This window comes from Burkholderia sp. FW306-1C-G01B, assembly GCF_058781685.1.
On the sequence record NZ_JBYSWZ010000011.1, the window covers coordinates 144,101 to 163,459 of the forward strand.

At 68.7% G+C, this 19,359-nt stretch carries 20 protein-coding genes; 11 read left to right on the plus strand and 9 right to left on the minus strand.

The genetic code is table 11. The annotated features are described in order from the left end of the window. Window positions 1-79: 79 nt before the first annotated feature. The 3 genes from AC3WLY_RS22425 to AC3WLY_RS22435 all read left to right on the plus strand — a co-directional run bounded on the left by AC3WLY_RS22425 (window position 80) and on the right by AC3WLY_RS22435 (window position 3,414). Window positions 80-676 (plus strand): pilin, encoded by a 597-nt coding sequence (locus AC3WLY_RS22425; protein WP_175961978.1) that lies wholly within the window; start codon window positions 80-82, stop codon window positions 674-676. A 156-nt stretch (window positions 677-832) separates the two neighbouring features. Continuing rightward, window positions 833-2,611 (plus strand): PglL family O-oligosaccharyltransferase, encoded by a 1,779-nt coding sequence (locus tag AC3WLY_RS22430; RefSeq protein ID WP_175961977.1) that lies wholly within the window; start codon window positions 833-835, stop codon window positions 2,609-2,611. 452 nt (window positions 2,612-3,063) lie between these two features. After that, complete coding sequence (locus AC3WLY_RS22435) at window positions 3,064-3,414, plus strand: TonB family protein (protein ID WP_492308955.1); 351 nt, start codon at window positions 3,064-3,066, stop codon at window positions 3,412-3,414. Window positions 3,415-3,535: 121 nt separating this feature from the next. Here the strand turns inward: AC3WLY_RS22435 and AC3WLY_RS22440 are convergent, their stop codons facing one another. Both AC3WLY_RS22440 and moaC read right to left on the minus strand, forming a co-directional pair. Continuing rightward, window positions 3,536-4,753: a hypothetical protein gene (locus tag AC3WLY_RS22440; protein WP_492308954.1), complete on the minus strand. Its 1,218-nt coding sequence runs from the start codon at window positions 4,751-4,753 to the stop codon at window positions 3,536-3,538. Between the two features lie 98 nt (window positions 4,754-4,851). Then, on the minus strand, window positions 4,852-5,340 hold the full coding sequence (moaC, locus tag AC3WLY_RS22445) for a cyclic pyranopterin monophosphate synthase MoaC (RefSeq protein ID WP_006759657.1): 489 nt from the start codon (window positions 5,338-5,340) through the stop codon (window positions 4,852-4,854). 178 nt (window positions 5,341-5,518) lie between these two features. Here moaC and AC3WLY_RS22450 point away from each other — a divergent pair, with 178 nt between their 5' ends. Further along, on the plus strand, window positions 5,519-7,213 hold the full coding sequence (locus AC3WLY_RS22450; RefSeq protein ID WP_492308953.1) for a M48 family metalloprotease: 1,695 nt from the start codon (window positions 5,519-5,521) through the stop codon (window positions 7,211-7,213). Window positions 7,214-7,252: 39 nt separating this feature from the next. On the opposite strand, the gene AC3WLY_RS22455 is transcribed toward AC3WLY_RS22450, so the two are convergent. From AC3WLY_RS22455 to AC3WLY_RS22480, 6 genes are all read right to left on the minus strand, one after another. Next, a complete protein-coding gene (locus tag AC3WLY_RS22455) occupies window positions 7,253-7,840 on the minus strand; it encodes a DUF2946 family protein (protein WP_175961972.1) in 588 nt (195 codons plus the stop codon). Then, window positions 7,833-8,870: a hydrolase gene (locus AC3WLY_RS22460; RefSeq protein ID WP_175961971.1), complete on the minus strand. Its 1,038-nt coding sequence runs from the start codon at window positions 8,868-8,870 to the stop codon at window positions 7,833-7,835. The genes AC3WLY_RS22455 and AC3WLY_RS22460 overlap by 8 nt, the downstream gene beginning before the upstream one ends. Window positions 8,871-8,904: 34 nt before the next feature. After that, window positions 8,905-9,351, minus strand: coding sequence for a nuclear transport factor 2 family protein (locus AC3WLY_RS22465; RefSeq protein WP_034178922.1), 447 nt, complete (start codon window positions 9,349-9,351; stop codon window positions 8,905-8,907). A gap of 115 nt (window positions 9,352-9,466) precedes the next feature. Continuing rightward, window positions 9,467-10,504, minus strand: a complete 1,038-nt coding sequence (gene waaF / locus AC3WLY_RS22470; protein ID WP_492308952.1) for a lipopolysaccharide heptosyltransferase II — start codon at window positions 10,502-10,504, stop codon at window positions 9,467-9,469. Window positions 10,505-10,643: 139 nt separating this feature from the next. Beyond that, window positions 10,644-10,838 carry a zinc-finger domain-containing protein gene (locus AC3WLY_RS22475; protein WP_006749970.1) on the minus strand — a complete coding sequence of 65 codons (195 nt, stop codon included), beginning with the start codon at window positions 10,836-10,838 and terminating at the stop codon, window positions 10,644-10,646. 50 nt (window positions 10,839-10,888) lie between these two features. Continuing rightward, a complete protein-coding gene (locus AC3WLY_RS22480; protein ID WP_047898927.1) occupies window positions 10,889-11,812 on the minus strand; it encodes a branched-chain amino acid transaminase in 924 nt (307 codons plus the stop codon). A 194-nt stretch (window positions 11,813-12,006) separates the two neighbouring features. Between AC3WLY_RS22480 and AC3WLY_RS22485 the strand changes: the two genes are divergently transcribed. The 3 genes from AC3WLY_RS22485 to AC3WLY_RS22495 all read left to right on the plus strand — a co-directional run bounded on the left by AC3WLY_RS22485 (window position 12,007) and on the right by AC3WLY_RS22495 (window position 14,558). Next, a complete protein-coding gene (locus AC3WLY_RS22485; protein ID WP_175961969.1) occupies window positions 12,007-12,762 on the plus strand; it encodes an AzlC family ABC transporter permease in 756 nt (251 codons plus the stop codon). After that, entirely contained in the window at window positions 12,759-13,082 is a 324-nt protein-coding gene (locus AC3WLY_RS22490; protein WP_059523415.1) for an AzlD domain-containing protein, read from the plus strand. Before AC3WLY_RS22485 ends, AC3WLY_RS22490 begins: the two co-directional genes overlap by 4 nt. 279 nt (window positions 13,083-13,361) lie before the next feature. Continuing rightward, the gene (locus AC3WLY_RS22495) at window positions 13,362-14,558 is read left to right on the plus strand and encodes a phosphoglycerate kinase (protein ID WP_492308951.1); all 1,197 of its coding nucleotides are present in this window, start codon (window positions 13,362-13,364) and stop codon (window positions 14,556-14,558) included. A 157-nt stretch (window positions 14,559-14,715) separates the two neighbouring features. Here AC3WLY_RS22495 and AC3WLY_RS22500 read toward each other — a convergent pair whose 3' ends face one another. Further along, complete coding sequence (locus AC3WLY_RS22500) at window positions 14,716-14,844, minus strand: hypothetical protein (RefSeq protein WP_258170483.1); 129 nt, start codon at window positions 14,842-14,844, stop codon at window positions 14,716-14,718. Here AC3WLY_RS22500 and pyk point away from each other — a divergent pair. From pyk to purE, 4 genes are all read left to right on the plus strand, one after another. Continuing rightward, the gene (gene pyk, locus AC3WLY_RS22505; protein ID WP_175961967.1) at window positions 14,843-16,279 is read left to right on the plus strand and encodes a pyruvate kinase; all 1,437 of its coding nucleotides are present in this window, start codon (window positions 14,843-14,845) and stop codon (window positions 16,277-16,279) included. The genes AC3WLY_RS22500 and pyk overlap by 2 nt on opposite strands. A 306-nt stretch (window positions 16,280-16,585) precedes the next feature. Next, window positions 16,586-17,650, plus strand: a complete 1,065-nt coding sequence (gene fba, locus AC3WLY_RS22510) for a class II fructose-bisphosphate aldolase (protein WP_034178916.1) — start codon at window positions 16,586-16,588, stop codon at window positions 17,648-17,650. Window positions 17,651-17,879: 229 nt separating this feature from the next. Beyond that, on the plus strand, window positions 17,880-18,770 hold the full coding sequence (locus tag AC3WLY_RS22515; RefSeq protein WP_034178915.1) for a phosphoribosylaminoimidazolesuccinocarboxamide synthase: 891 nt from the start codon (window positions 17,880-17,882) through the stop codon (window positions 18,768-18,770). A gap of 15 nt (window positions 18,771-18,785) precedes the next feature. Next, window positions 18,786-19,307 carry a 5-(carboxyamino)imidazole ribonucleotide mutase gene (gene purE, locus AC3WLY_RS22520; RefSeq protein WP_006413303.1) on the plus strand — a complete coding sequence of 174 codons (522 nt, stop codon included), beginning with the start codon at window positions 18,786-18,788 and terminating at the stop codon, window positions 19,305-19,307. The last annotated feature ends 52 nt before the right edge of the window (window positions 19,308-19,359 follow it).

Sequence of the window (19,359 nt, forward strand, 5' to 3'; positions counted from 1 at the left end):
CTGCCGGAATCGCGGCCCGCTGGCTACGATCGAGACGCCTGCCTTTACCGGCAGGCGTTTTTCGTTTCCGGAGCCTGCCATGTTCGAAGCCTTTTCCGTTTCACTGTTCCGTCGCGTTGCCGCCGATCTGCGGCGCGCGAACCGGCCGTCGCCGCGCTGGCGGCCGGCCGGCTTCACGCTGATCGAGCTGATGATCGTGCTGGCGATCGTCGGCGTCGTCGCGGCCTATGCGATTCCCGCGTACCAGGATTACCTTGCCCGTTCGCGCGTCGGCGAGGGGCTCGCGCTCGCGTCGTCCGCGCGGCTCGCGGTCGCCGACAACGCGGCGAGCGGCGCGAGCCTCGACGGCGGCTACAGCCCGCCGGCCGCGACCCGCAACGTCGAATCGGTTGCCGTCGACGGCGAGACCGGCCAGATCACGGTCGCGTTCACGACCCGCGTCGCCTCGGCCGGCACGAATACGCTGGTACTCGTGCCATCCGCGCCCGACAAGGCCGATGCGCCCACCGCGCGCGTGGCGCTCAAAAAGGGCGCGATGCAGGCCGGTGCGATTGCGTGGGAGTGCTTCGCCGCCGGCAAGGATGCGTCGTCGCTGCCGGCGCCGGGGGCCGGGCCGCTGCCGGGCACCGCCGCGACGCTGCCTGCGAAATATGCGCCCGCGGAGTGTCGCGCGTAGCGCCCGCGGAGGAGGAGGGCGGCGGCGCGCGTGGTACGCCGGCCGTCGCTTCGGCCGGCCGGGCCGATCGCGCCGAGTCGGGTGGCCGAGCGACGGCCCCGCACAGAGGGGGGAAAGTTTTGTATAGTGCGCCGGTTGCTGACATCCGGTTCGCTCATGCCTTCTACTTTTTCCCGTTCGTTGTCGCTCGTTGCGCTGGCTGTCGCCCTGATCGTGCCGTACGCGATCACGAATCACACGTATCCGATTCCGACCTTCTATTCCGAATTTTCCGCGCTGGTGCTGTATCTGCTGGTGGGGCTGTCGGTCGTCCTGCTCGTACGGACGAGCCGAGCGGCCGAGCCGTTTGCCGCGCCGGCCGCGTTCGTCGTGCCGCTCGGGTTCGCCGCGGTGCTGATCGCGCAGGTCGCGCTGATGTCGCTCAAGGTGCCGTCGATGAACTGGCTGGCGCTCGGCTATCTCGCCGCCGCGCTGGTCGCGATGCAGGCCGGCTACGCGCTCGCGCGCGACGGGTTGGCCGAAACCGTCTCGCGGATGATGGCCGGTGCGCTGCTCGTCGGCGGCGTGTTCGCGGTCGGAACGCAGATCGTGCAGTTGTTTCACCTCGAGTCGGCCGTATCGCCGTTCGTCGTGATGTACAACATCGCGGTCGATCGCCGCCCGTACGGCAACATGGCGCAGGCGAACCATCTGGCCACCTACATCGCGTTCGCGCTCGCGGGCGCGCTGTATCTCGTGCAGACGCGCCGGCTCGCGGTGTGGGCGTGGTTCGTGCTGTCGATCGTACTGTCGGTCGGTCTCGCGCTGACGGTGTCGCGCGGGCCCTGGCTGCAGGTCGCGGTGATGGTCGTCGCGGGCTTCTGGATGGCGTGGCTCGAATCGCGCCGTGCGCCGGGCAATACGCGTGCGTGGCTGATGCCGGTCGTGCTCGCGGTTGCGTTCATCGCGGTGAACGTCGCGGTGCGCTGGGCCAACGTGCACTATCACCTGAATCTCGCGGAATCGGCGGCCGACCGGATGCGCGATGCGGGGCAGATCGCGCCGCGCCTCGCACTGTGGAAGTACGGGCTCGCGATGTTCCGCGAGCATCCGCTGCTCGGCGTCGGCTGGGGTGAATTCCCGTCGCACCAGTTTGCGCTCGTGCGCACGCTCGGCGGCGTCGAGATCGCGAACAACTCGCACGACATCTTCATCGACCTGCTCGCGAAGTCGGGTCTCGCCGGCCTTGGCGTGCTCGCCGTCACGCTCGTGATGTGGTTCGTGCGTGCGCTGCGCGCGCCGCAGTCGAGCACGCGCGTGTTCGGCTTCGCGCTGATCGGCATCCTGCTGATGCATGCGCTCGTCGAGTATCCGCAGCAGTACATGTTCTTCCTGCTGCCGGCGATGTTCGTGATCGGGCTGCTCGACGTGAAGCCGCTGCGCATCCTGCCGGGCCGCGCGGCGTTCGGGCTGTTCGCGGTGCTGTCGTTCGGCGGCGTGCTGGCGGCGGTGCCCGTGCTGCGCGACTACCAGCGCGCGGAAGTGCTGTATTACGGCAGCGACCCGGCCGCGCAGTATCGCGATGCGCCGTCGCTGCTGTTCGGCGCGTGGGGCGATTACGGCGCGGCGACGCTGCTGACGATTTCGCCGGAAGACTTGCCGGCCAAGCTCGCCGCCCATGAGCGCGCGATCGCGCTGCTGCCCGGCGAGACGGTGCTGCGCCGCTATGCAGCGCTGCAGGCGCTGGCGGGCCGCGAGGCCGACGCGCTCGATACTGTCGCGCGCCTGCATGTGTTTGCGAAGGAGCTGAAGGACTGGCCGCAGCAACTGGCCCTGCTGTACAAGCTGTGCGACCAGCAGCCGGCGCTGAAGGCGTTCAAGGCGGCCGTTGTCGCGAAGTACGGGGAAGTGCCGGCCGATGCGGCCGACGACTCGGACGACGACGACTCGGATTAAAACGCGCAGCGGCCGCCGGAACGGGGAATTCCGGCGTTTGCCGCGTCGTGGCGCACGACAGGGGCCGCCGTCGGACAGATCGGCCCTGCGTGAACCGCGTGAATTCGGCCAGGTATCGATTACCTCGCGAATGGCGTGGATTCCGGCCGAGGGCGCGTCGATTCGCGTCAACCATTGTCAAATCGGCGCCGCTGGCCGCGTGGCGCGTGCACAATGCGCGCAAGCGCTCGCGAGCCGGCCCGCATGTGGCACGGGGCCCGGCGTGAGCGCGGGCCACCCCGGCTATCCGGGCTCCGCCAGGCAGGATCGCGGCCGAGCATCGATCGGCCATGCGGCCGTAACGGGGCGCCGGTCCGATGGCCGCGGCGCAGTGCGACGCACGTGATGCGGGAGCGAGGTTTTCCGGTACGCGCGCGTTCGTCCAGAACAGTGATGAAGAACGATATTCGACCATGGCCATTCGCTCGACCTACCTGATCCTGCCCGCCGTCGCGATGCTGTTTTCCGGCTGCGCGATGCTGTCGTCGTCGCAGGAAAGCAAGCTGACCTGCCACATTCCGCGTGCCGTCTATCCGGACACCGCGAAGCCGCTCACGCGTCCGGCGACCGTGCTCGTGCGCGCGCTGATGACGACGTCCGGCGAAGCGCAGAACGTCACCGTGACGACGAGCAGCCGCAATGCGGCCGCCGATCGTGCGGCCGTCGACGCGATGACGCACGCGACCTGCATGCAGACGGGCGCGACCGCGAATCCGTTCCTGCTGACCCAGCCGTTCGTGTTCGAGCCGCGACGCGGCGAGTGATGCGCGGATGGTGCGCCCTGCGCGCCGCTTTCCGTCGGGTATTGTCTCTGTCCGGCCGCGCCGTTTCGCGCGGCCGTCGAAAGTCGATACGCGCGGCCGTTGCGCCGCGCATGCCCGATATTCAGTGCTGCGGCATCAGGTTCGCGCCGTGGCAGGCCTGTTCGGCCGAATTGCGCAGCCCGAGCATCGTGAATCCGTTGCGCTCCTGGCGAATCAGTGCATAGCGCCGCGTGACGGTTTCCCCGCTCTTGCCCGTCAGATCCAGTTCGACCTGAAAGCGCTCGTTGCTGTCCGAGCAGCCGCGCACGGGGCCGTACGCGAAGCCTGTATCGGGCGCCTTGCTTGCCGCGTTGAACGCCTGCCGGGCTTTCAGCGCGGCCGCTGCGGCGGCGGGCTCGCTCCATTCGCGCGCAAGCGCATCGTCCACCTTCAGCCATTCGTCGACGAAATCGCGGCCGTTGAGCGCCGCGGGCTGCACGCGTTGCACGGTGTCGCCTTCGACGCGGTAGCGGAAGATGCCCGGCCGAGTCATGACTTCGCTGTCGAGCGAGCCGACCGTCGTGCGCAGCTCGAAGCCGTCGGGGCGCACCTTGAACCGGATGGCGTCGTCGTCGATCACGTAGCCGTGTTCGGTATGGAACAGCGTGCGTTGCGCGGTCGAGCCGTTTGCCGGTGCGACCACGTCGGCGCCGAACCGGCTCCAGCGAGATGAGCACCACGGTGTGCCGTGCACGACCGCGACCTGGCCGCCAGGCAGCGCCGAGAACCAGAAGCCGCCGCCGTAGGCGCCGCCGATGTCCTTGTAATCGTCGGCCTGCCAGCGCAGCACGCGCCGCCAGCCGCCGTTTTCCCATGCGTACGCGGTGAGCAGGTTGTCGTCGCCGCACGCGATGTCGAAGCCGGCGCGCACGAAGAGAAGCGGGCGGGACGCGCCGCCGCGTTCGACGTCGACGTCCGGGTTGCGGCCGAACGCCGATTCGCCGTTTTTCGGTGCTGCCGATTGGGTCGATTGAGCCGGCACGCCGAGCGCGGCCGCGAGCGTGCGTTTCAGTGCAGCCGGTTCGACGTGTTCGTCGTTGCACGCAAGCCGCGCGTCGATCGCGCCGACGAGCGCCTGCTTGTATGCGCGAAGCGCGTCGCGCAGCGGCGGCGAGACATCGACGTTGCCCCCACCGTCGCCTTGCGGATTGCGGACCTGCTGCACGCGGCGCTGCGCATCGATTGCCGCGCGCGCGGCGGTGTCGGCGGCGGGGCAGGTGCCGACGGCCGACGCGGTTGCCGGCGGCAGGGAAAGCGCGCACAGCAGCGGCGCGGCGTACTTCAGCGTGTTGTTCTTCATCGATGACTTGTTGTTCTGATTCTTTATCGTTCGAACGGGGAATCGTTACGGCCGACGATTCTCCGTGAACTGCGCGCACGTGCGCAGCGGCGGGCGCTTCAACCTGCCGCGTCTTCCGCCTTCCAGTCCCCCGACTTCCCGCCGCGCTTTTCCCGTACGCTCACCTCGGTGATCACCATCCCGCGATCGACGGCCTTGCACATGTCGTAGACGGTCAGCAGCCCGACCTGCACGGCGGTCAGCGCTTCCATCTCGACGCCGGTCCGGCCGAACGTCTCGACCTGCGCGACGCAGTGCACGCCCGGCAGCGCGTCATCGAGTTCGAAGTCGACGGCCACGCGCGTCAGCGCGAGCGGGTGGCACAGCGGAATGAGGTCGGCCGTGCGCTTTGCGCCCTGGATGGCCGCGATGCGCGCGACGCCGAGCACGTCGCCTTTCTTCGCCTTGCCGTCGCGGATCAGCGCGAACGTGGCCGGCAGCATCCGGATCGTGCCGCGCGCGATCGCGATGCGTTGGGTTTCCTGCTTGCCGCCGACGTCGACCATGTGCGCATGGCCGGCGGCATCGAAATGGGTGAGTCCTGACATGTCATGCTCCGTCTCAACGGGCGCTTATCATAGCAGTGGCGTTCGCGTCGCCGGGGGCGCAGATGACGCATGCGCGGCACGAGACAGTCGCGCATGCGCCGGTACAATGACCCGAATATTCAGACCAAACGCCGCGATGCGCGCCCGGCGCGCGGGACGGCGTCGTTTTCATCCTGCCATGCGTGTCAAACAGTTGCTCGCCGTGTCGCTGTCGGTCGCGCTCGCGTTGCCGCCGAGCGGCCATGCGCAGAGCGCGTCCGCGCCACCGCTCGAGGCGGCGGCCGGCGATTCCCCGTCGATTTCCACCGTGCCGTCCGGCATCGCGACCGGCGTATTCGGCACGTACGGCGGCGCGGAGAGCCGGTTTTCGGGCGCGGGCGGCGCGTCGGCGCCGGCCGCGAGCCTGCGCGCGCCGTTGCGCGCACTCGAGCTGCCCGACCTCGGCGACGGCTCCGGCGGTTCGCTGACGCCGCGTGCCGAGCGCCGGCTCGGCGAGCGCGTGATGCGCGAAGTGCGGCGCGATCCCGATTATCTCGACGACTGGCTCGTGCGCGACTACCTGAACGCGATGGCGGCGCGCCTCGCGGCCGCGGCGGCCGCGCGCTACATCGGCGGCTACATGCCGGACTTCGACCTGTTCCCGGTGCGCGATCCGCAGATCAACGCGTTCTCGATGCCGGGCGGCTTCATCGGGATCAACAGCGGGCTCGTGGTCACGACGCAGACGGAATCGGAGCTCGCGTCGGTGGTCGGCCACGAGATGGGCCACGTGCTGCAGCGGCACATCGCGCGGATGATCGGCGCGAGCGAGAAGAGCGGCTACACGGCGCTCGCGACGATGCTGCTCGGCGTGCTGGCCGGCGTGCTCGCGAGAAGCGGCGATCTCGGTAGCGCGATCGCGATGGGCGGGCAGGCGTACGCGGTGGACAACCAGTTGCGCTTCTCGCGTTCGGCCGAGCGCGAGGCCGATCGCGTCGGCTTCCAGCTGCTCGCGGGCGCGGGCTACGACCCGTACGGGATGCCGGGTTTCTTCGAGCGGCTCGAACGCGCGTCGATGGGCGATGCGGGCGTGCCGGCCTATGCGCGCACGCACCCGCTGACCGGCGAACGGATCGCCGACATGGAGGATCGCGCGCGCCGCGCGCCGTACCGGCAGCCGCGCCAGTCGGCCGAGTACGGATTCGTGCGCGCGCGGCTGCGCGTCCTGCAGAACCGCGCGCCGACCGACATCTCGGCCGAGGCGCGCCGGATGCAGCTCGAGATCGACGATCGCACGGCGCCGAACGTCGCGGCGAACTGGTACGGCATCGCGCTCGCGAACACGCTGCTCGGCCAGTACGACGCGGCGGACAAGGCGCTCGCTTCGGCGCGCGGCGCGTTCGATGCGCGCGAGCGGCGCGAGGGCGACCCGGCGACGAGTTCGCCGAGCCTCGACGTGCTGGCCGCCGACATCGCGCGCCGTGCGGGCCGGACCGACGACGCGGTGCGGCTCGCGGCGCTCGCGCAGCGGCGCTGGCCGGCGTCGCACGCGGCGATCGTCGCGCACCTGCAGGCGCTGATCGCCGCGCGCCGCTTCGCCGAGGCGCAGGCGCTCGCACGCGCGCAGGCGCAGGCCGATCCCGAGCAGCCGGACTGGTGGGACTACCTCGCGAAGGCGAGCGACGGCAAGGGCGACGTGCTCGCGCGGCGCCGCGCGCTCGCGGAGAAACTTGCACTCGATGGCGCATGGCCGTCGGCGATCCGCCAGTTGAAGGAAGCGCGCGATGCGAAGGACGTGTCGTTCTACGAGCAGTCGATCATCGGCGCGCGGCTGCTGGAATTCGAGGCGCGCTACAAGGAAGAGCGCGACGACGAGAAGAACGGCCGCGGGTAGCGGCCGGCGCGCGGCGAACGCGGGAAGGGCGGGTGCGGGTCAGTTGCCGTTGTCGGCCGCGTCGCGTGCCTGTCGCGCCGGACTCGCGACGTAGCCGAACCGCGCGGGCACGTCCGCGCAGACGATGGTGCCGAGCGGCAGCGCGCGGCCGTCACGCCAGCGCAGCACGGGCGGCGCGGCGTCGAAATCCGCATGATCGGCGAACAGCCCGAGATCGTGGTCGTGCAGCGCTGCGATGCGCGGCGGCGCGCCTGCGTCGCGAAACAGCACGCCGCCCCCATCGTCGAGCCATGCTTCGTCCGGTTCGAACGCGGCGCCCGTCTGGTCGGTGAGCGTGAGCTGTCCGTCGCGCTCGGCGAGCCGGACGACCCACGGCGTATAGGCGAGCTCGACGTATACGCGCTGCGGCCCGTTCTGGAAGAACCACCGGCCCCGCGCGTCGCATTCGTAGTTGCGGCCGATGAACGCGTTCAGCGCCGCATGCCGGATCGGCGAGCCGAGCTCGCCGGCCGCCTGCGCCGCGTCGTCGCGCAGCCGCCATTCGCCGCGCCGGTCGAGCAGCAGCCAGCCGGTGCAGTGCGGCACGTTCGGCCATTTGGCGAGCGCCTGCCTGACGATGTCATCCATGGTCGACGAATTTCGAGCAATAGCCGAACACCCGCGCCGACAGCCAGTCGAGACGGCCGGGGAACGGCCCGGTCATGAATCCCGCGTGCCCGCCGGCCTCGGGCTGGTCGAGCTCGACGGCCGGCGATACGTCGGCCGGGCCCGGCAGTGCCGATTCGGGCAGGAACGGGTCGTTGCGGGCGTTGAGGATCAGCGTCGGCACGTCGATCGCGGGCAGCAGCGGCCGCGTCGTCGCCTTCGTCCAGTAGTCGTCGGCGTCGGCGAAACCGTGCAGCGGCGCGGTCACCGCCTCGTCGAAGTCGCGCATCGTCACGGCCTCCAGCATCGCGTCGCGGTCGAACAACCCCGGATACTGGTCGAGCTTCGCGAGTGCCTTGCGCTTGAGCGTCTTCAGGAAGCTGCGCGTATAGATCATCGCGAACCCCTGCGACAGCGCGCGGCCGCCCGCATGCACGTCGATCGGCGTCGAGATCGCGGCGGCCGCCCGCAGGATCGACGTGTCGCTGCGATGCTCGCCGAGCCAGCGCAGCAGCACGTTGCCGCCGAGCGACACGCCGGCCGCGACCAGCGGCCCGCGATGCTGCGCGGCGAGCCGGCGCAGGATCCAGTCGACCTCGGCGCTATCGGCGAGATGGTAGAAGCGCGGCTGGCGGTTGATCTCGCCGCTGCAACTGCGAAAGTGCGGCACGACGGCGTGCCAGCCCTTTGCGCGCGCGGCGGCCATCATCTCGAGCGCGTAGTGCGAGCCGGAACTGCCTTCGAGTCCGTGGAACAGCACGAACAGCGGCGCATCGGGCGGCGGCGCCGCACTGTCGAGATGGGCGACCCAGTCGAGATCGATGAAGTCGTGATCGGGGGTTTCCCATCGCTCTCGTCGGTAGGCGACGGCCGGTCGTCGCGCGAACAGCGCGGGCACGATGGTTTGCGCATGGCTGTTCGGCAGCCAGCGTGGTGCGCGATAGCGCAGTGTGTCGTCGTCCGGGGCCGGGGCCCCGGCGAGCGGCGAGGTGGGCGGAGAAGCCGTACTCATGATCGCCCCGCGTATGCGTTGCTTCGTCTTTTCGTCAGTGCAGCGGGCCCTGCCCATGACGGATCTTCGCGGCGAACTGCCCGGCCGCTTGTTCGGGAATCGGGCTTGCGTGGATGTGCGCGATGCGCCACTCGCCGCGTTCGTGAATCATCACGTACGTGGCGAAAACCATGTCGGGTTCGGCCGTCAGGTCGGCCTGCTGATGCGCTTCGGCGATCGTGTAGACGACCGTGCCGAGGCTGTCGTAGACGCGGATGTCGAGCGGTTCGATCGTCACCGGGCGCGTCGCGAGCCGGTTGGCGAGCCCGCTGCGGATCTGGTCGAGGCCGTGCAGATGCTCGCCGTCCGCCCACACGCAGCTGGCGAAATCCTCGTCGATCCACAACGCCAGCAGCGCGTCGAGATTGGCATCGGCGACGGCCTGGTAGTAGGCGTTCAGCGTATCGGCAGCGGCTTCGAAGAGGCGGGCAAAACGTGGCATCGGGGTTGTCTCTCGCGCGCGTCGCGCGCCGTATTCAGCACGGCGGCCCGGATGGGGCCGCCGCACACCGGTGAATCGGATTGCCCGGCGCGCCGTGCGACGCTGCCGGCCAGGGTCAGCGCTGCCCGACGAGCATGCCGCGCAAATCGCCGAATACCTGCTCGGGACCGAGTTCGCGCAGGCACTTCAGGTGGCCGAGCGGGCACTCGCGTTCGAAGCAGGGACTGCATTCGAGATGCAGCCATTGTACCTTCGCCAGGTCCGACAGCGGAGGGGTGTGGCGCGGATCGGTCGATCCGTACAGTGCGACGAGCGGCCGGCGCAGCGCGGCGGCGACGTGCATCAGCCCCGAATCGTTGGTGACGACCGCGTTCGCACGCGCGATCAGCGCGCACGCCTCGGACAGCGACGTTTGCCCGCACAGGTTGCGCACGTTCGGCGCGTGGTCGGCGATCGCCTGCGCGGCCGCGGCGTCCTTCTGCGAGCCGAGCGCGACGATCTGCGTATACGGGAACGACTGGTGCACGATCGTCGCGAGCGACGCGAAGTGCTCGGGCGGCCAGCGCTTGGCCGGGCCGTATTCGGCGCCCGGGCAGAACACGACGAGCGGCTTGCGCGTATCGAGATTGAAACGCGCGGACACGCGCGCCGTCTCGTTCAGGTCGGCGTCGAGGCGCGGCGCGGGCAGCGTCTTCATCGATTCGGGCAGCTTCGCGCCCGGCGCGTACGCGAGCGCCGCGTAGTGGGTCGTCATCGGCGGCCGCTCGCCCGACTTGTCGGGGTTCGTGTGCCGCACGTTCAACAGCCCGTAGCGGTGCTCGCCCGTGTAGCCGATCCGCAGCGGAATGTTCGCGAGCCACGGGATCACCGCGGACTTCAGCGAATTCGGCAGCACGTACGCCGCGTCGTAGCCGACGTCGCGCAGGTCGCTCGCGAGCTGCCAGCGGCGCAGCAGTTGCAGCTTGCCGTGCGCGAGATCGGTCGCGTAGACATCGTGGATCTCGGGCATCCGCTCGAGCACGGGCGCGACCCACGAGGGCGCGACGGCATCGATCGCGATGCGGGGATGGAGCTTCTTCAGCAGCGCAAAGAGCGGCTGCGCCATCAATGCGTCACCGATCCAGTTCGGTGCGATAACCAGCGCTCGACGCATCAGGTGGACTTCCGATGTCGTAATGAAGCACGGCGCGCGGGCGCCGCGTTCGGGTTGCCAGAATGGAGAAGGGCGGCGCGCCGGGCATCCGGTTGCGCCGCCTCGCGAGCGGCGGGCCCGCGGGCCCGGCCGCCCGGGCTCAGTGGCCCTTGACGACCTCGCCGTCGCGCAGCTTGTAGCGCGTGCCGCAGTATGGGCAGCGCGCTTCGCCGTGCGAGACGTCGATGAACACGCGCGGGTGCGCGCTCCAGCGCGCCATGGCCGGGTTCGGGCAGTAGGCGGGAAGATCCTTGGCCGTCAGCTCGACCAGCGGCATTTCCTTGATTTCACTCATGAGACTTTCTCTTATCACTCTTTTGTGGGGCGGTCGGTGGCGCGGCGCGCTCAGACCTTCGTCAGCCAGTGCGCGTACTTCGCGTTCTTGCCCGACACGATATCGAAAAACGCCGACTGGAGCTTTTCCGTGACGGGGCCGCGCGCGCCGCTGCCGATCGTGCGGTTGTCGAGCTCGCGGATCGGCGTGACTTCGGCGGCCGTGCCGGTGAAGAACGCTTCGTCGGCCGTGTAGACCTCGTCGCGCGTGATGCGCTTCTCGATCACCTCGATGCCGGCGTCCTTCGCGAGCGTGATGACCGTGTCGCGCGTGATGCCGTCGAGGCACGACGACAGGTCGGGCGTGTACAGCTTGCCGTTGTTCACGAGGAAGAAGTTCTCGCCGGAGCCTTCCGACACATAGCCGTCGACGTCGAGCAGCAGCGCCTCGTCGTAGCCGTCGGCCGTCGCTTCCTGGTTCGCCAGGATCGAGTTCACGTACCAGCCCGACGCCTTCGCGCGCACCATCGACACGTTCACGTGGTGGCGAGTGAACGACGACGTCTTCACGCGGATACCCTTCGCGAGGCCTTCCTCGCCGAGGTACGCGCCCCACGGCCACGCGGCGATCGCGACGTGGATCGTGTTGCCCTTCGCCGACACGCCGAGCTTTTCCGAGCCGACCCAGATGATCGGGCGCAGGTAGCACGACTCGAGCTTGTTCTCGCGCACGACTTCGAGTTGCGCGGCTTCGAGCGTTTCCCGGTCGAACGGCACGTCCATCTGGAAGATCTTCGCCGAATTCAGCAGACGTTTCGTGTGCTCGCGCAGGCGGAAGATCGCGGTGCTGCCGTCGGCCGTCTTGTACGCGCGCACGCCCTCGAAGACGCCCATGCCGTAGTGCAGCGTATGGGTCAGGACGTGGATCTTGGCGTCGCGCCAGTCGATCAGCTTGCCGTCCATCCAGATCTTGCCGTCGCGGTCGGCCATTGACATAGGATTCTCCTGGGATGCGGTTGTATGCAGCGTTGAGCCGGAAAGACGCTTATTTTAGCGTCATTTGGCGACGATCCGGTCGGCCGGCGCGGGGCCGGCGCTATAATCGCCCGGTACCGATTCCAATAACGACGGGTCGTGCCGGCAGGAGGCGCCGGCGTCCCGACGAACCGCCCGCTGCGGCCCGCTTTCCCATGCTTGCTCGATTGTCCGCCACCGACCGTTTCGCGCTGATCCAGGGCGCGCGCGACTATTCCCCGACGCTGATGGCGATCCTGTCCTGGGGGCTCGTCACCGGCATCGCGATGAGCAAGTCGGTGATGACGCTCGGGCAGGCGAGCGCGATGTCGCTGCTCGTCTACGCGGGCTCGTCGCAGCTCGCGGTGCTGCCGCTCCTCGCCGCGAAGCTGCCGATCTGGACCGTGCTGCTCACGGCCGCGATGGTCAACACGCGCTTCGTGATCTTCAGCGCCGGTCTTGCTCCCCATTTTTCCTACCTGCCGCTGTGGCGGCGCCTCGCGATCGGCTATTTCAATGGCGACGTGATCTACCTGCTGTTCCAGAAACAGGGCTTCGCGAACGGCCACGTGCCGGGCAAGGAAGCGTATTTCTGGGGGATGGCGCTGGCGAGCTGGGCGTCGTGGCAGGTGTCGTCGCTGGCGGGCATCCTGCTGGCGAGCTTCTTTCCCGCGAGCTGGGGGCTGGAACTGGCCGGCACGCTCGCGCTGATCCCGATCATGGTGTCGGCGGTCGCGAACCGCTCGACGCTCGCGGCCGTCGCGGTCGCGGGCATCGTGTCGCTCGTCGCGTTCGACCTGCCGTACCGGCTCGCTCTGCCGCTCGCGGTGCTCGCCGCGCTCGCGGCCGGCAGCACGGCCGATTTCTTCGTCGAGCGGGCCGACTGGCGGCGCATCCGCACCGAAACCGTGCACGAGAAGGAGGTCGAATGAGCGCGACCGAGATCTGGATCGTCATCATCGGGATGACGATCGTCACGGCCGTCACGCGTGCGCTGTTCCTGATCGGCGGCGAGCGCACCGTGCTGCCCGAACGCGCGCAGCGCGCGCTGCGCTATGCGCCGGCCGCCGCGCTCGTTGCCGTCGTGCTGCCCGACGTGCTCGAAACGCCGGCCGGGCTGTCGTTCGCGCTGTCCAACCATCCGTTCTACGCGGCGCTCGCCGGCCTCGGCTGGTTTTTATGGCGGCGCAGCATGCTTGGCACGATCGTCGTCGGGATGCTCGTGTTCACCGCGCTGCGCCTGATCTTCTGATGGGCCGCCGTTCCGGCCCGCCGGGCGTCGGCCGCGTGCGCGCGGGTATTGCTGCATTGCGGCAATGGGGCCGTTGCCGCGCGCGATCCCAAATAGGCGGAATTCGCCGCCGCACGGGGCAGTCTGACGGGTGGATCGGCTAGAATGCCCGTTCAAGATTTTTTACCCGTGCGCGTCATGCGAACCGCCAGCCACGGCCGCATCCGGCGCCCTTTCGCGGCAGCCCGCGCACGTCCAGCGTGAACCCCTTTCCCCATCCACTACTTCAATCTGTTCAACATGAGCCAAGTCAAGCGTCTTACCGACCTGATCGCCGCCGGCCAGCTCGCCGGCAAGCGGGTGTTCATCCGCGCCGACCTGAACGTCCCGCAGGACGATCACGGCGACATCACCGAGGACACGCGCGTGCGCGCGTCCGTGCCGGCCATCCAGGCCGCGCTCGACGCCGGCGCGGCCGTGATGGTCACGTCGCACCTCGGCCGTCCGACCGAAGGCGAATTCAAGCCGGAAGACTCGCTCGCGCCGGTCGCGAAGCGCCTCGCCGAGCTGCTCGGCCGCGACGTGCCGCTCGTGTCGAACTGGGTCGAGAACGGCGTGAACGTCGCACCGGGCCAGGTCGTGCTGCTCGAGAACTGCCGCGTGAACAAGGGCGAGAAGAAGAATTCGGACGAGCTCGCGCAAAAGATGGCGAAGCTCTGCGACGTGTACGTGAACGACGCGTTCGGCACCGCGCACCGCGCGGAAGCGACCACGCACGGGATCGCGAAGTACGCGCCGGTCGCGTGCGCGGGCCCGCTGCTGGCCGCCGAACTCGACGCGCTCGGCAAGGCGCTCGGCAACCCGGCGCGTCCGCTGGTGGCGATCGTCGCCGGCTCGAAGGTGTCGACCAAGCTGACGATCCTGAAGTCGCTGGCCGGCAAGGTCGACCAGCTGATCGTCGGCGGCGGCATCGCGAACACGTTCATGCTCGCGGCCGGCCTGTCGATCGGCAAGTCGCTCGCGGAAGCCGACCTCGTCAACGAGGCGAAGGCGATCATCGACGAAGCGCGCGAGCGCGGCGCGTCGGTGCCGATCCCGACCGACGTCGTGACGGCCAAGGAATTCTCGCCGACGGCCGCGGCCACGGTGAAGCAGGTCGCCGACATCGAAGCGGACGACATGATCCTCGACATCGGCCCCGATACGGCCAAGGCGCTCGCGAGCCAGCTCGAGAAGGCCGGCACGATCGTGTGGAACGGCCCGGTCGGCGTGTTCGAGTTCGACCAGTTCGGCAACGGCACCAAGACACTTGCCGAAGCGATCGCCAAATCGTCCGCGTTCTCGATCGCGGGCGGCGGCGACACGCTCGCGGCCATCGCGAAGTACGGCATCCACGACCAGGTCAGCTACATCTCGACGGGCGGCGGCGCCTTCCTCGAGTTCCTCGAGGGGAAGAAGCTGCCGGCGGTGGAAGTGCTCGAAACGCGGGCGGCCTGAGCGTGGCGGCGCGCGCAGGGGTGACGAAGGCCGCGCGCTCCGCGAAAGCGGAGCAGCCGGCCGGCGCGGGCAAGCGCAAACGCGCGCCCGCGCGGGCGAACACCGCCCCGCGCGCACCGGCGGCCGCCGGCGACGCGGCCGTGCAGCACCACGAGATTCAGAACAAAGCGATGCCGGGCGCAAGCACCGGCACGCCCTCCGGAACGGCCGCCGCTGGGCCCGCCGTGTCCGGCTCTCGCAGCGTTTCACCCAGCGCATCCACCTTGATCCAGATGAGGAGTTTCATGCAGCGCGCCACCAAGATAGTCGCCACGATCGGCCCGGCTTCCAGTTCGCCGGAGATTCTGCTGCAGATGATGCAGGCGGGCCTCGACGTCGTGCGGCTCAATTTTTCGCACGGCACGGCCGACGATCACCGCCAGCGCGCCGAGATGGTGCGCGAGGCCGCCCGCAAGGTCGGCCGCGAGATTGCGATCATGGCCGACCTCCAGGGCCCGAAGATCCGCGTCGGCAAGTTCGAGAACGGCAAGACCACGCTCGTGCCCGGCCAACCGTTCATCCTCGACGCGGCCTGCGAGCTCGGCAACGACGAGCGGGTCGGCCTCGACTACAAGGAACTGCCGCGCGACCTGAAGCCGGGCGACCTGCTGCTGCTGAACGACGGCCTGATCGTGCTGACCGTCGAGCGCGTGCTCGGCGACGAGATCCACACGATCGTCAAGGTGGGCGGCGAGCTGTCGAACAACAAGGGGATCAACCGCCAGGGCGGCGGCCTGTCGGCCCCTGCGCTGACCGCGAAGGACATGGAAGACATCCGCACCGCGATGTCGCTCGGCGCGGACCTGGTGGCGGTGTCGTTCCCGAAGAACGCGACCGACATGGAAATGGCGCGCCAGCTCGCGAACATCGCGGGCGCGCCGTACGGCATCAAGCCGAAGATGATCGCGAAGATCGAGCGCGCGGAGGCGATTCCGGCGCTGCAGAGCATTCTCGACGCGTCCGACGGCATCATGGTCGCGCGCGGCGACCTCGCGGTGGAAGTGGGCAACGCGGCCGTGCCTGCGCTGCAGAAGCGGATGATCCGGATGGCGCGCGAGTCGAACAAGCTCGTGATCACCGCGACGCAGATGATGGAATCGATGATCTACGCGCCGGTGCCGACCCGCGCGGAAGTGTCGGACGTCGCGAACGCGGTGCTCGACGGCACCGACGCGGTGATGCTGTCGGCCGAGACGGCCGCCGGCAAGTACCCGGTCGTCACGATCGAGACGATGGCGGCCGTGTGCGTCGAGGCGGAAAAGTCGGAACACGTCGAGCTGGACAAGGATTTCCTCGACCGCACGTTCACGCGGATCGACCAGTCGATCGCGATGGGCGCGCTGTTCACCGCGTACCACCTGGGCGCGAAGGCGATCATCGCGCTGACCGAATCGGGCGCGACCGCGCTGTGGATGTCGCGTCACTACACGCACGTGCCGATCTTCGCGCTGACGCCGCGCGTCGGCAGCGAGCGCACGATGGCGCTGTACCGCAACGTGACGCCGCTGCACGTCGACTTCAACAGCGACCGCGACTCGGCGCTGCAGGCGGCGCTCGAGCTCGTCGTCAAGCAGGGCTACGTGCAGCACGGCGACATGGTCGTGCTGACCGTCGGCGAACCGATGGGGCAGGCGGGCGGCACCAACACGCTGAAGATCGTGCGCGTCGGCGAGCACTATTGAGTCGAGCATTCGCCGGGCGCCTTGCCGGCGACCCGGGTCGATCGAACTCGATCCGGCACCGTTTTTCGCGCTAAAGCCGCGCGGGGTCCGAAGCCCCGCGCGGCTTTTTTTCTCTTTTTTGCCCGCATTGTGCCGTGCGAACGTAACAAATTGCGAGTGGGCGCCACCGGGCGGTCGGAATCGGAGGCGCTTCGCGATAAAATGCGGCTATTCGACGCTCAGCCGCGCCGCGCCGCCCCGGTTTGAACGAGGGCGGGTGCCGCGCCGGCGTCAGGGCGCACCGGTTTTCATTCAAGGAGTTCCACAATGCCTCTCGTATCAATGCGTCAATTGCTGGATCACGCGGCAGAGCACGGTTACGGCCTGCCGGCCTTCAACGTGAACAACCTGGAGCAGGTCCAGGCGATCATGGCGGCAGCGGACCAGGTCGGCGCGCCCGTGATCATGCAGGCATCGGCCGGCGCGCGTAAGTACGCGGGCGAGCCGTTCCTGCGCCACCTGATCGAAGCGGCGGTCGAGTCGTATCCGCACATCCCGGTCGTGATGCACCAGGATCACGGCCAGTCGCCGGCGGTCTGCATGGGCGCGATCCGCAGCGGCTTCACGAGCGTGATGATGGACGGTTCGCTCGAAGCCGACGGCAAGACGGTCGCGTCGTACGAGTACAACGTCGACGTGTCGCGCAAGGTCGTCGAGATGGCGCACTCGATCGGCGTGACGGTCGAAGCCGAACTCGGCGTGCTCGGCTCGCTCGAGACGATGAAGGGCGACAAGGAAGACGGCCACGGCGCGGAAGGCACGATGACCCGCGAGCAGCTGCTGACCGATCCGGAGCAGGCGGCCGATTTCGTGAAGCTCACGCAGTGCGATGCGCTTGCGATCGCGATCGGCACGTCGCACGGCGCGTACAAGTTCTCGAAGAAGCCGACGGGCGACATCCTGTCGATCCAGCGCATCAAGGAAATCCACGCGCGCATCCCGAACACGCACCTCGTGATGCACGGTTCGTCGTCGGTGCCGCAGGAGCTGCTGGAAGAAATCCGCCAGTTCGGCGGCGACATGAAGGAAACCTACGGCGTGCCGGTCGAGGAAATCCAGGAAGGCATCAAGCACGGCGTGCGCAAGATCAACATCGACACCGACCTGCGTCTTGCGATCACCGGCGCGATCCGCCGCTACCTGTTCGAGAACCCGGGCAAGTTCGATCCGCGCGACTACCTGAAGCCCGCGCGCGAAGCGGCGAAGCAGGTCTGTGTCGACCGCTACCTCGCGTTCGGCTGCGAAGGCCAGGCCGCGAAGATCAAGCCGGTGTCGCTCGACAAGATCGCCGAGCAGTACAAGTCCGGCGCGCTCGCGCAGGTCGTACGCTGAGACTGTAGTACGATTGCCCCGCCCGATTCTTCTGCAAGGCAGGGGCGGGCAGCCAGGCCGGATGTGATCCGGCCCCAGGCAGCCGTTCCGTCCGGCCGAACGAGGGCCGGCCGGCAACCGCCCGGGCACTGCCCGGCCGGTTCGCCGACGTATTGCAAGACCGCCGTTCCCGCCTGCCGCGGGGAACGGCGTTTCCCTTTTTGTTTGGCTCCTTATCTGCGAAAAGACGATGTCTACCCTTTACGAATCCACGCTCCGCTCGCTGCCGCTCCTCGGTCGCGGCAAGGTCCGCGATAACTACGCGGTCGGCAACGACAAGCTCCTGATCGTCACGACCGACCGCCTGTCGGCATTCGACGTGGTGATGGGCGAGCCGATTCCGAACAAGGGCCGCGTGCTGAATCAGATGGCGAACTTCTGGTTCGACAAGCTCGCGCACATCGTGCCGAACCACCTGACGGGCGACGCGCCGGAAGCGGTCGTCGCGGCCGACGAGGTCGAGCAGGTGACGGGCCGCGGCGTGGTCGTCAAGCGCCTCGAGCCGATCATGATCGAAGCGGTCGTGCGCGGCTACCTGGCCGGCAGCGGCTGGAAGGAATACCAGGCGTCGGGCGCCGTGTGCGGCGTGCAGCTGCCGGAAGGCCTGCAGAACGCGCAGAAGCTGCCCGAGCCGATCTTCACGCCGGCCGCGAAGGCCGAGATGGGCGAGCACGACGAGAACATCACGTTCGAGGAAACCGAGCGCCGCATCGGTACCGAACTGGCCGCGACGATCCGCGACATCTCGATCAGGCTGTACAAGGAAGCGGCCGACTACGCGGCGACGCGCGGCATCATCATCGCCGATACGAAGTTCGAATTCGGCCTCGACAACCACGGCAAGCTGTACCTGATGGACGAAGTGCTGACGGCCGATTCGTCGCGCTTCTGGCCGGCCGACCAGTACCAGGTCGGCACGAACCCGCCGTCGTTCGACAAGCAGTTCGTGCGCGACTGGCTCGAGGCGCAGCCGTGGGGCAAGACGGCGCCGGCGCCGGCGCTGCCGGCCGACGTCGTCGAAAAGACGGCCGCGAAGTACCAGGAAGCGCTCGAGCGCATCACGGGCCAGTCGCTCGCCTGAGCAAGGAAACGACAAATGAGCGAAGTCCAAACCGCCCACACGCACAGCGCGCCGCTCGTTGGTGTGCTGATGGGTTCGAGTTCCGACTGGGACGTGATGAAGCACGCGGTAGCGATCCTGCAGGAATTCGGCGTGCCGTACGAAGCGAAGGTCGTGTCCGCGCACCGGATGCCCGACGAGATGTTCGACTATGCGGAGAAGGCGCGCGAGCGCGGGCTGCGCGCGATCATCGCGGGCGCCGGCGGCGCCGCGCACCTGCCCGGCATGCTGGCCGCGAAAACCACGGTGCCGGTGCTCGGCGTGCCGGTCGCGAGCAAGTACCTGAAGGGTGTCGATTCGCTGCACTCGATCGTGCAGATGCCGAAGGGCGTGCCCGTCGCGACGTTCGCGATCGGCGAGGCCGGTGCCGCGAATGCCGCGCTGTTCGCGGTGTCGATCCTGTCCGGCACGTCGGTCGACTACGCGAACCGGCTCGCCGCGTTCCGCGTGCGCCAGAACGAAGCCGCGCACGCGATGGTGCTGCCGCCGCTGGAATGACGGCGCACCGGCGGCCGCGCGTCGCGGCTGCCTGATTCTTCCCACTGCGGCG

What these genes read in the sequence shown, in the direction of transcription:
- purE (WP_006413303.1), top strand. Translation starts at nt 18,786, where the DNA reads ATGAGCGAAGTCCAAACCGCCCACACGCACAGCGCGCCGCTCGTTGGT.
- AC3WLY_RS22435 (WP_492308955.1), top strand. Translation starts at nt 3,064, where the DNA reads ATGGCCATTCGCTCGACCTACCTGATCCTGCCCGCCGTCGCGATGCTG.
- AC3WLY_RS22500 (WP_258170483.1), bottom strand. Translation starts at nt 14,844, where the DNA reads ATGAAACTCCTCATCTGGATCAAGGTGGATGCGCTGGGTGAAACGCTG.
- AC3WLY_RS22460 (WP_175961971.1), bottom strand. Translation starts at nt 8,870, where the DNA reads ATGAGTACGGCTTCTCCGCCCACCTCGCCGCTCGCCGGGGCCCCGGCC.
- AC3WLY_RS22515 (WP_034178915.1), top strand. Translation starts at nt 17,880, where the DNA reads ATGTCTACCCTTTACGAATCCACGCTCCGCTCGCTGCCGCTCCTCGGT.
- AC3WLY_RS22490 (WP_059523415.1), top strand. Translation starts at nt 12,759, where the DNA reads ATGAGCGCGACCGAGATCTGGATCGTCATCATCGGGATGACGATCGTC.
- AC3WLY_RS22475 (WP_006749970.1), bottom strand. Translation starts at nt 10,838, where the DNA reads ATGAGTGAAATCAAGGAAATGCCGCTGGTCGAGCTGACGGCCAAGGAT.
- AC3WLY_RS22455 (WP_175961972.1), bottom strand. Translation starts at nt 7,840, where the DNA reads ATGGATGACATCGTCAGGCAGGCGCTCGCCAAATGGCCGAACGTGCCG.
- moaC (WP_006759657.1), bottom strand. Translation starts at nt 5,340, where the DNA reads ATGTCAGGACTCACCCATTTCGATGCCGCCGGCCATGCGCACATGGTC.
- AC3WLY_RS22485 (WP_175961969.1), top strand. Translation starts at nt 12,007, where the DNA reads ATGCTTGCTCGATTGTCCGCCACCGACCGTTTCGCGCTGATCCAGGGC.
- AC3WLY_RS22480 (WP_047898927.1), bottom strand. Translation starts at nt 11,812, where the DNA reads ATGTCAATGGCCGACCGCGACGGCAAGATCTGGATGGACGGCAAGCTG.
- AC3WLY_RS22425 (WP_175961978.1), top strand. Translation starts at nt 80, where the DNA reads ATGTTCGAAGCCTTTTCCGTTTCACTGTTCCGTCGCGTTGCCGCCGAT.
- AC3WLY_RS22465 (WP_034178922.1), bottom strand. Translation starts at nt 9,351, where the DNA reads ATGCCACGTTTTGCCCGCCTCTTCGAAGCCGCTGCCGATACGCTGAAC.
- waaF (WP_492308952.1), bottom strand. Translation starts at nt 10,504, where the DNA reads ATGCGTCGAGCGCTGGTTATCGCACCGAACTGGATCGGTGACGCATTG.
- AC3WLY_RS22450 (WP_492308953.1), top strand. Translation starts at nt 5,519, where the DNA reads ATGCGTGTCAAACAGTTGCTCGCCGTGTCGCTGTCGGTCGCGCTCGCG.
- AC3WLY_RS22495 (WP_492308951.1), top strand. Translation starts at nt 13,362, where the DNA reads ATGAGCCAAGTCAAGCGTCTTACCGACCTGATCGCCGCCGGCCAGCTC.
- fba (WP_034178916.1), top strand. Translation starts at nt 16,586, where the DNA reads ATGCCTCTCGTATCAATGCGTCAATTGCTGGATCACGCGGCAGAGCAC.
- AC3WLY_RS22440 (WP_492308954.1), bottom strand. Translation starts at nt 4,753, where the DNA reads ATGAAGAACAACACGCTGAAGTACGCCGCGCCGCTGCTGTGCGCGCTT.
- pyk (WP_175961967.1), top strand. Translation starts at nt 14,843, where the DNA reads ATGCAGCGCGCCACCAAGATAGTCGCCACGATCGGCCCGGCTTCCAGT.
- AC3WLY_RS22430 (WP_175961977.1), top strand. Translation starts at nt 833, where the DNA reads ATGCCTTCTACTTTTTCCCGTTCGTTGTCGCTCGTTGCGCTGGCTGTC.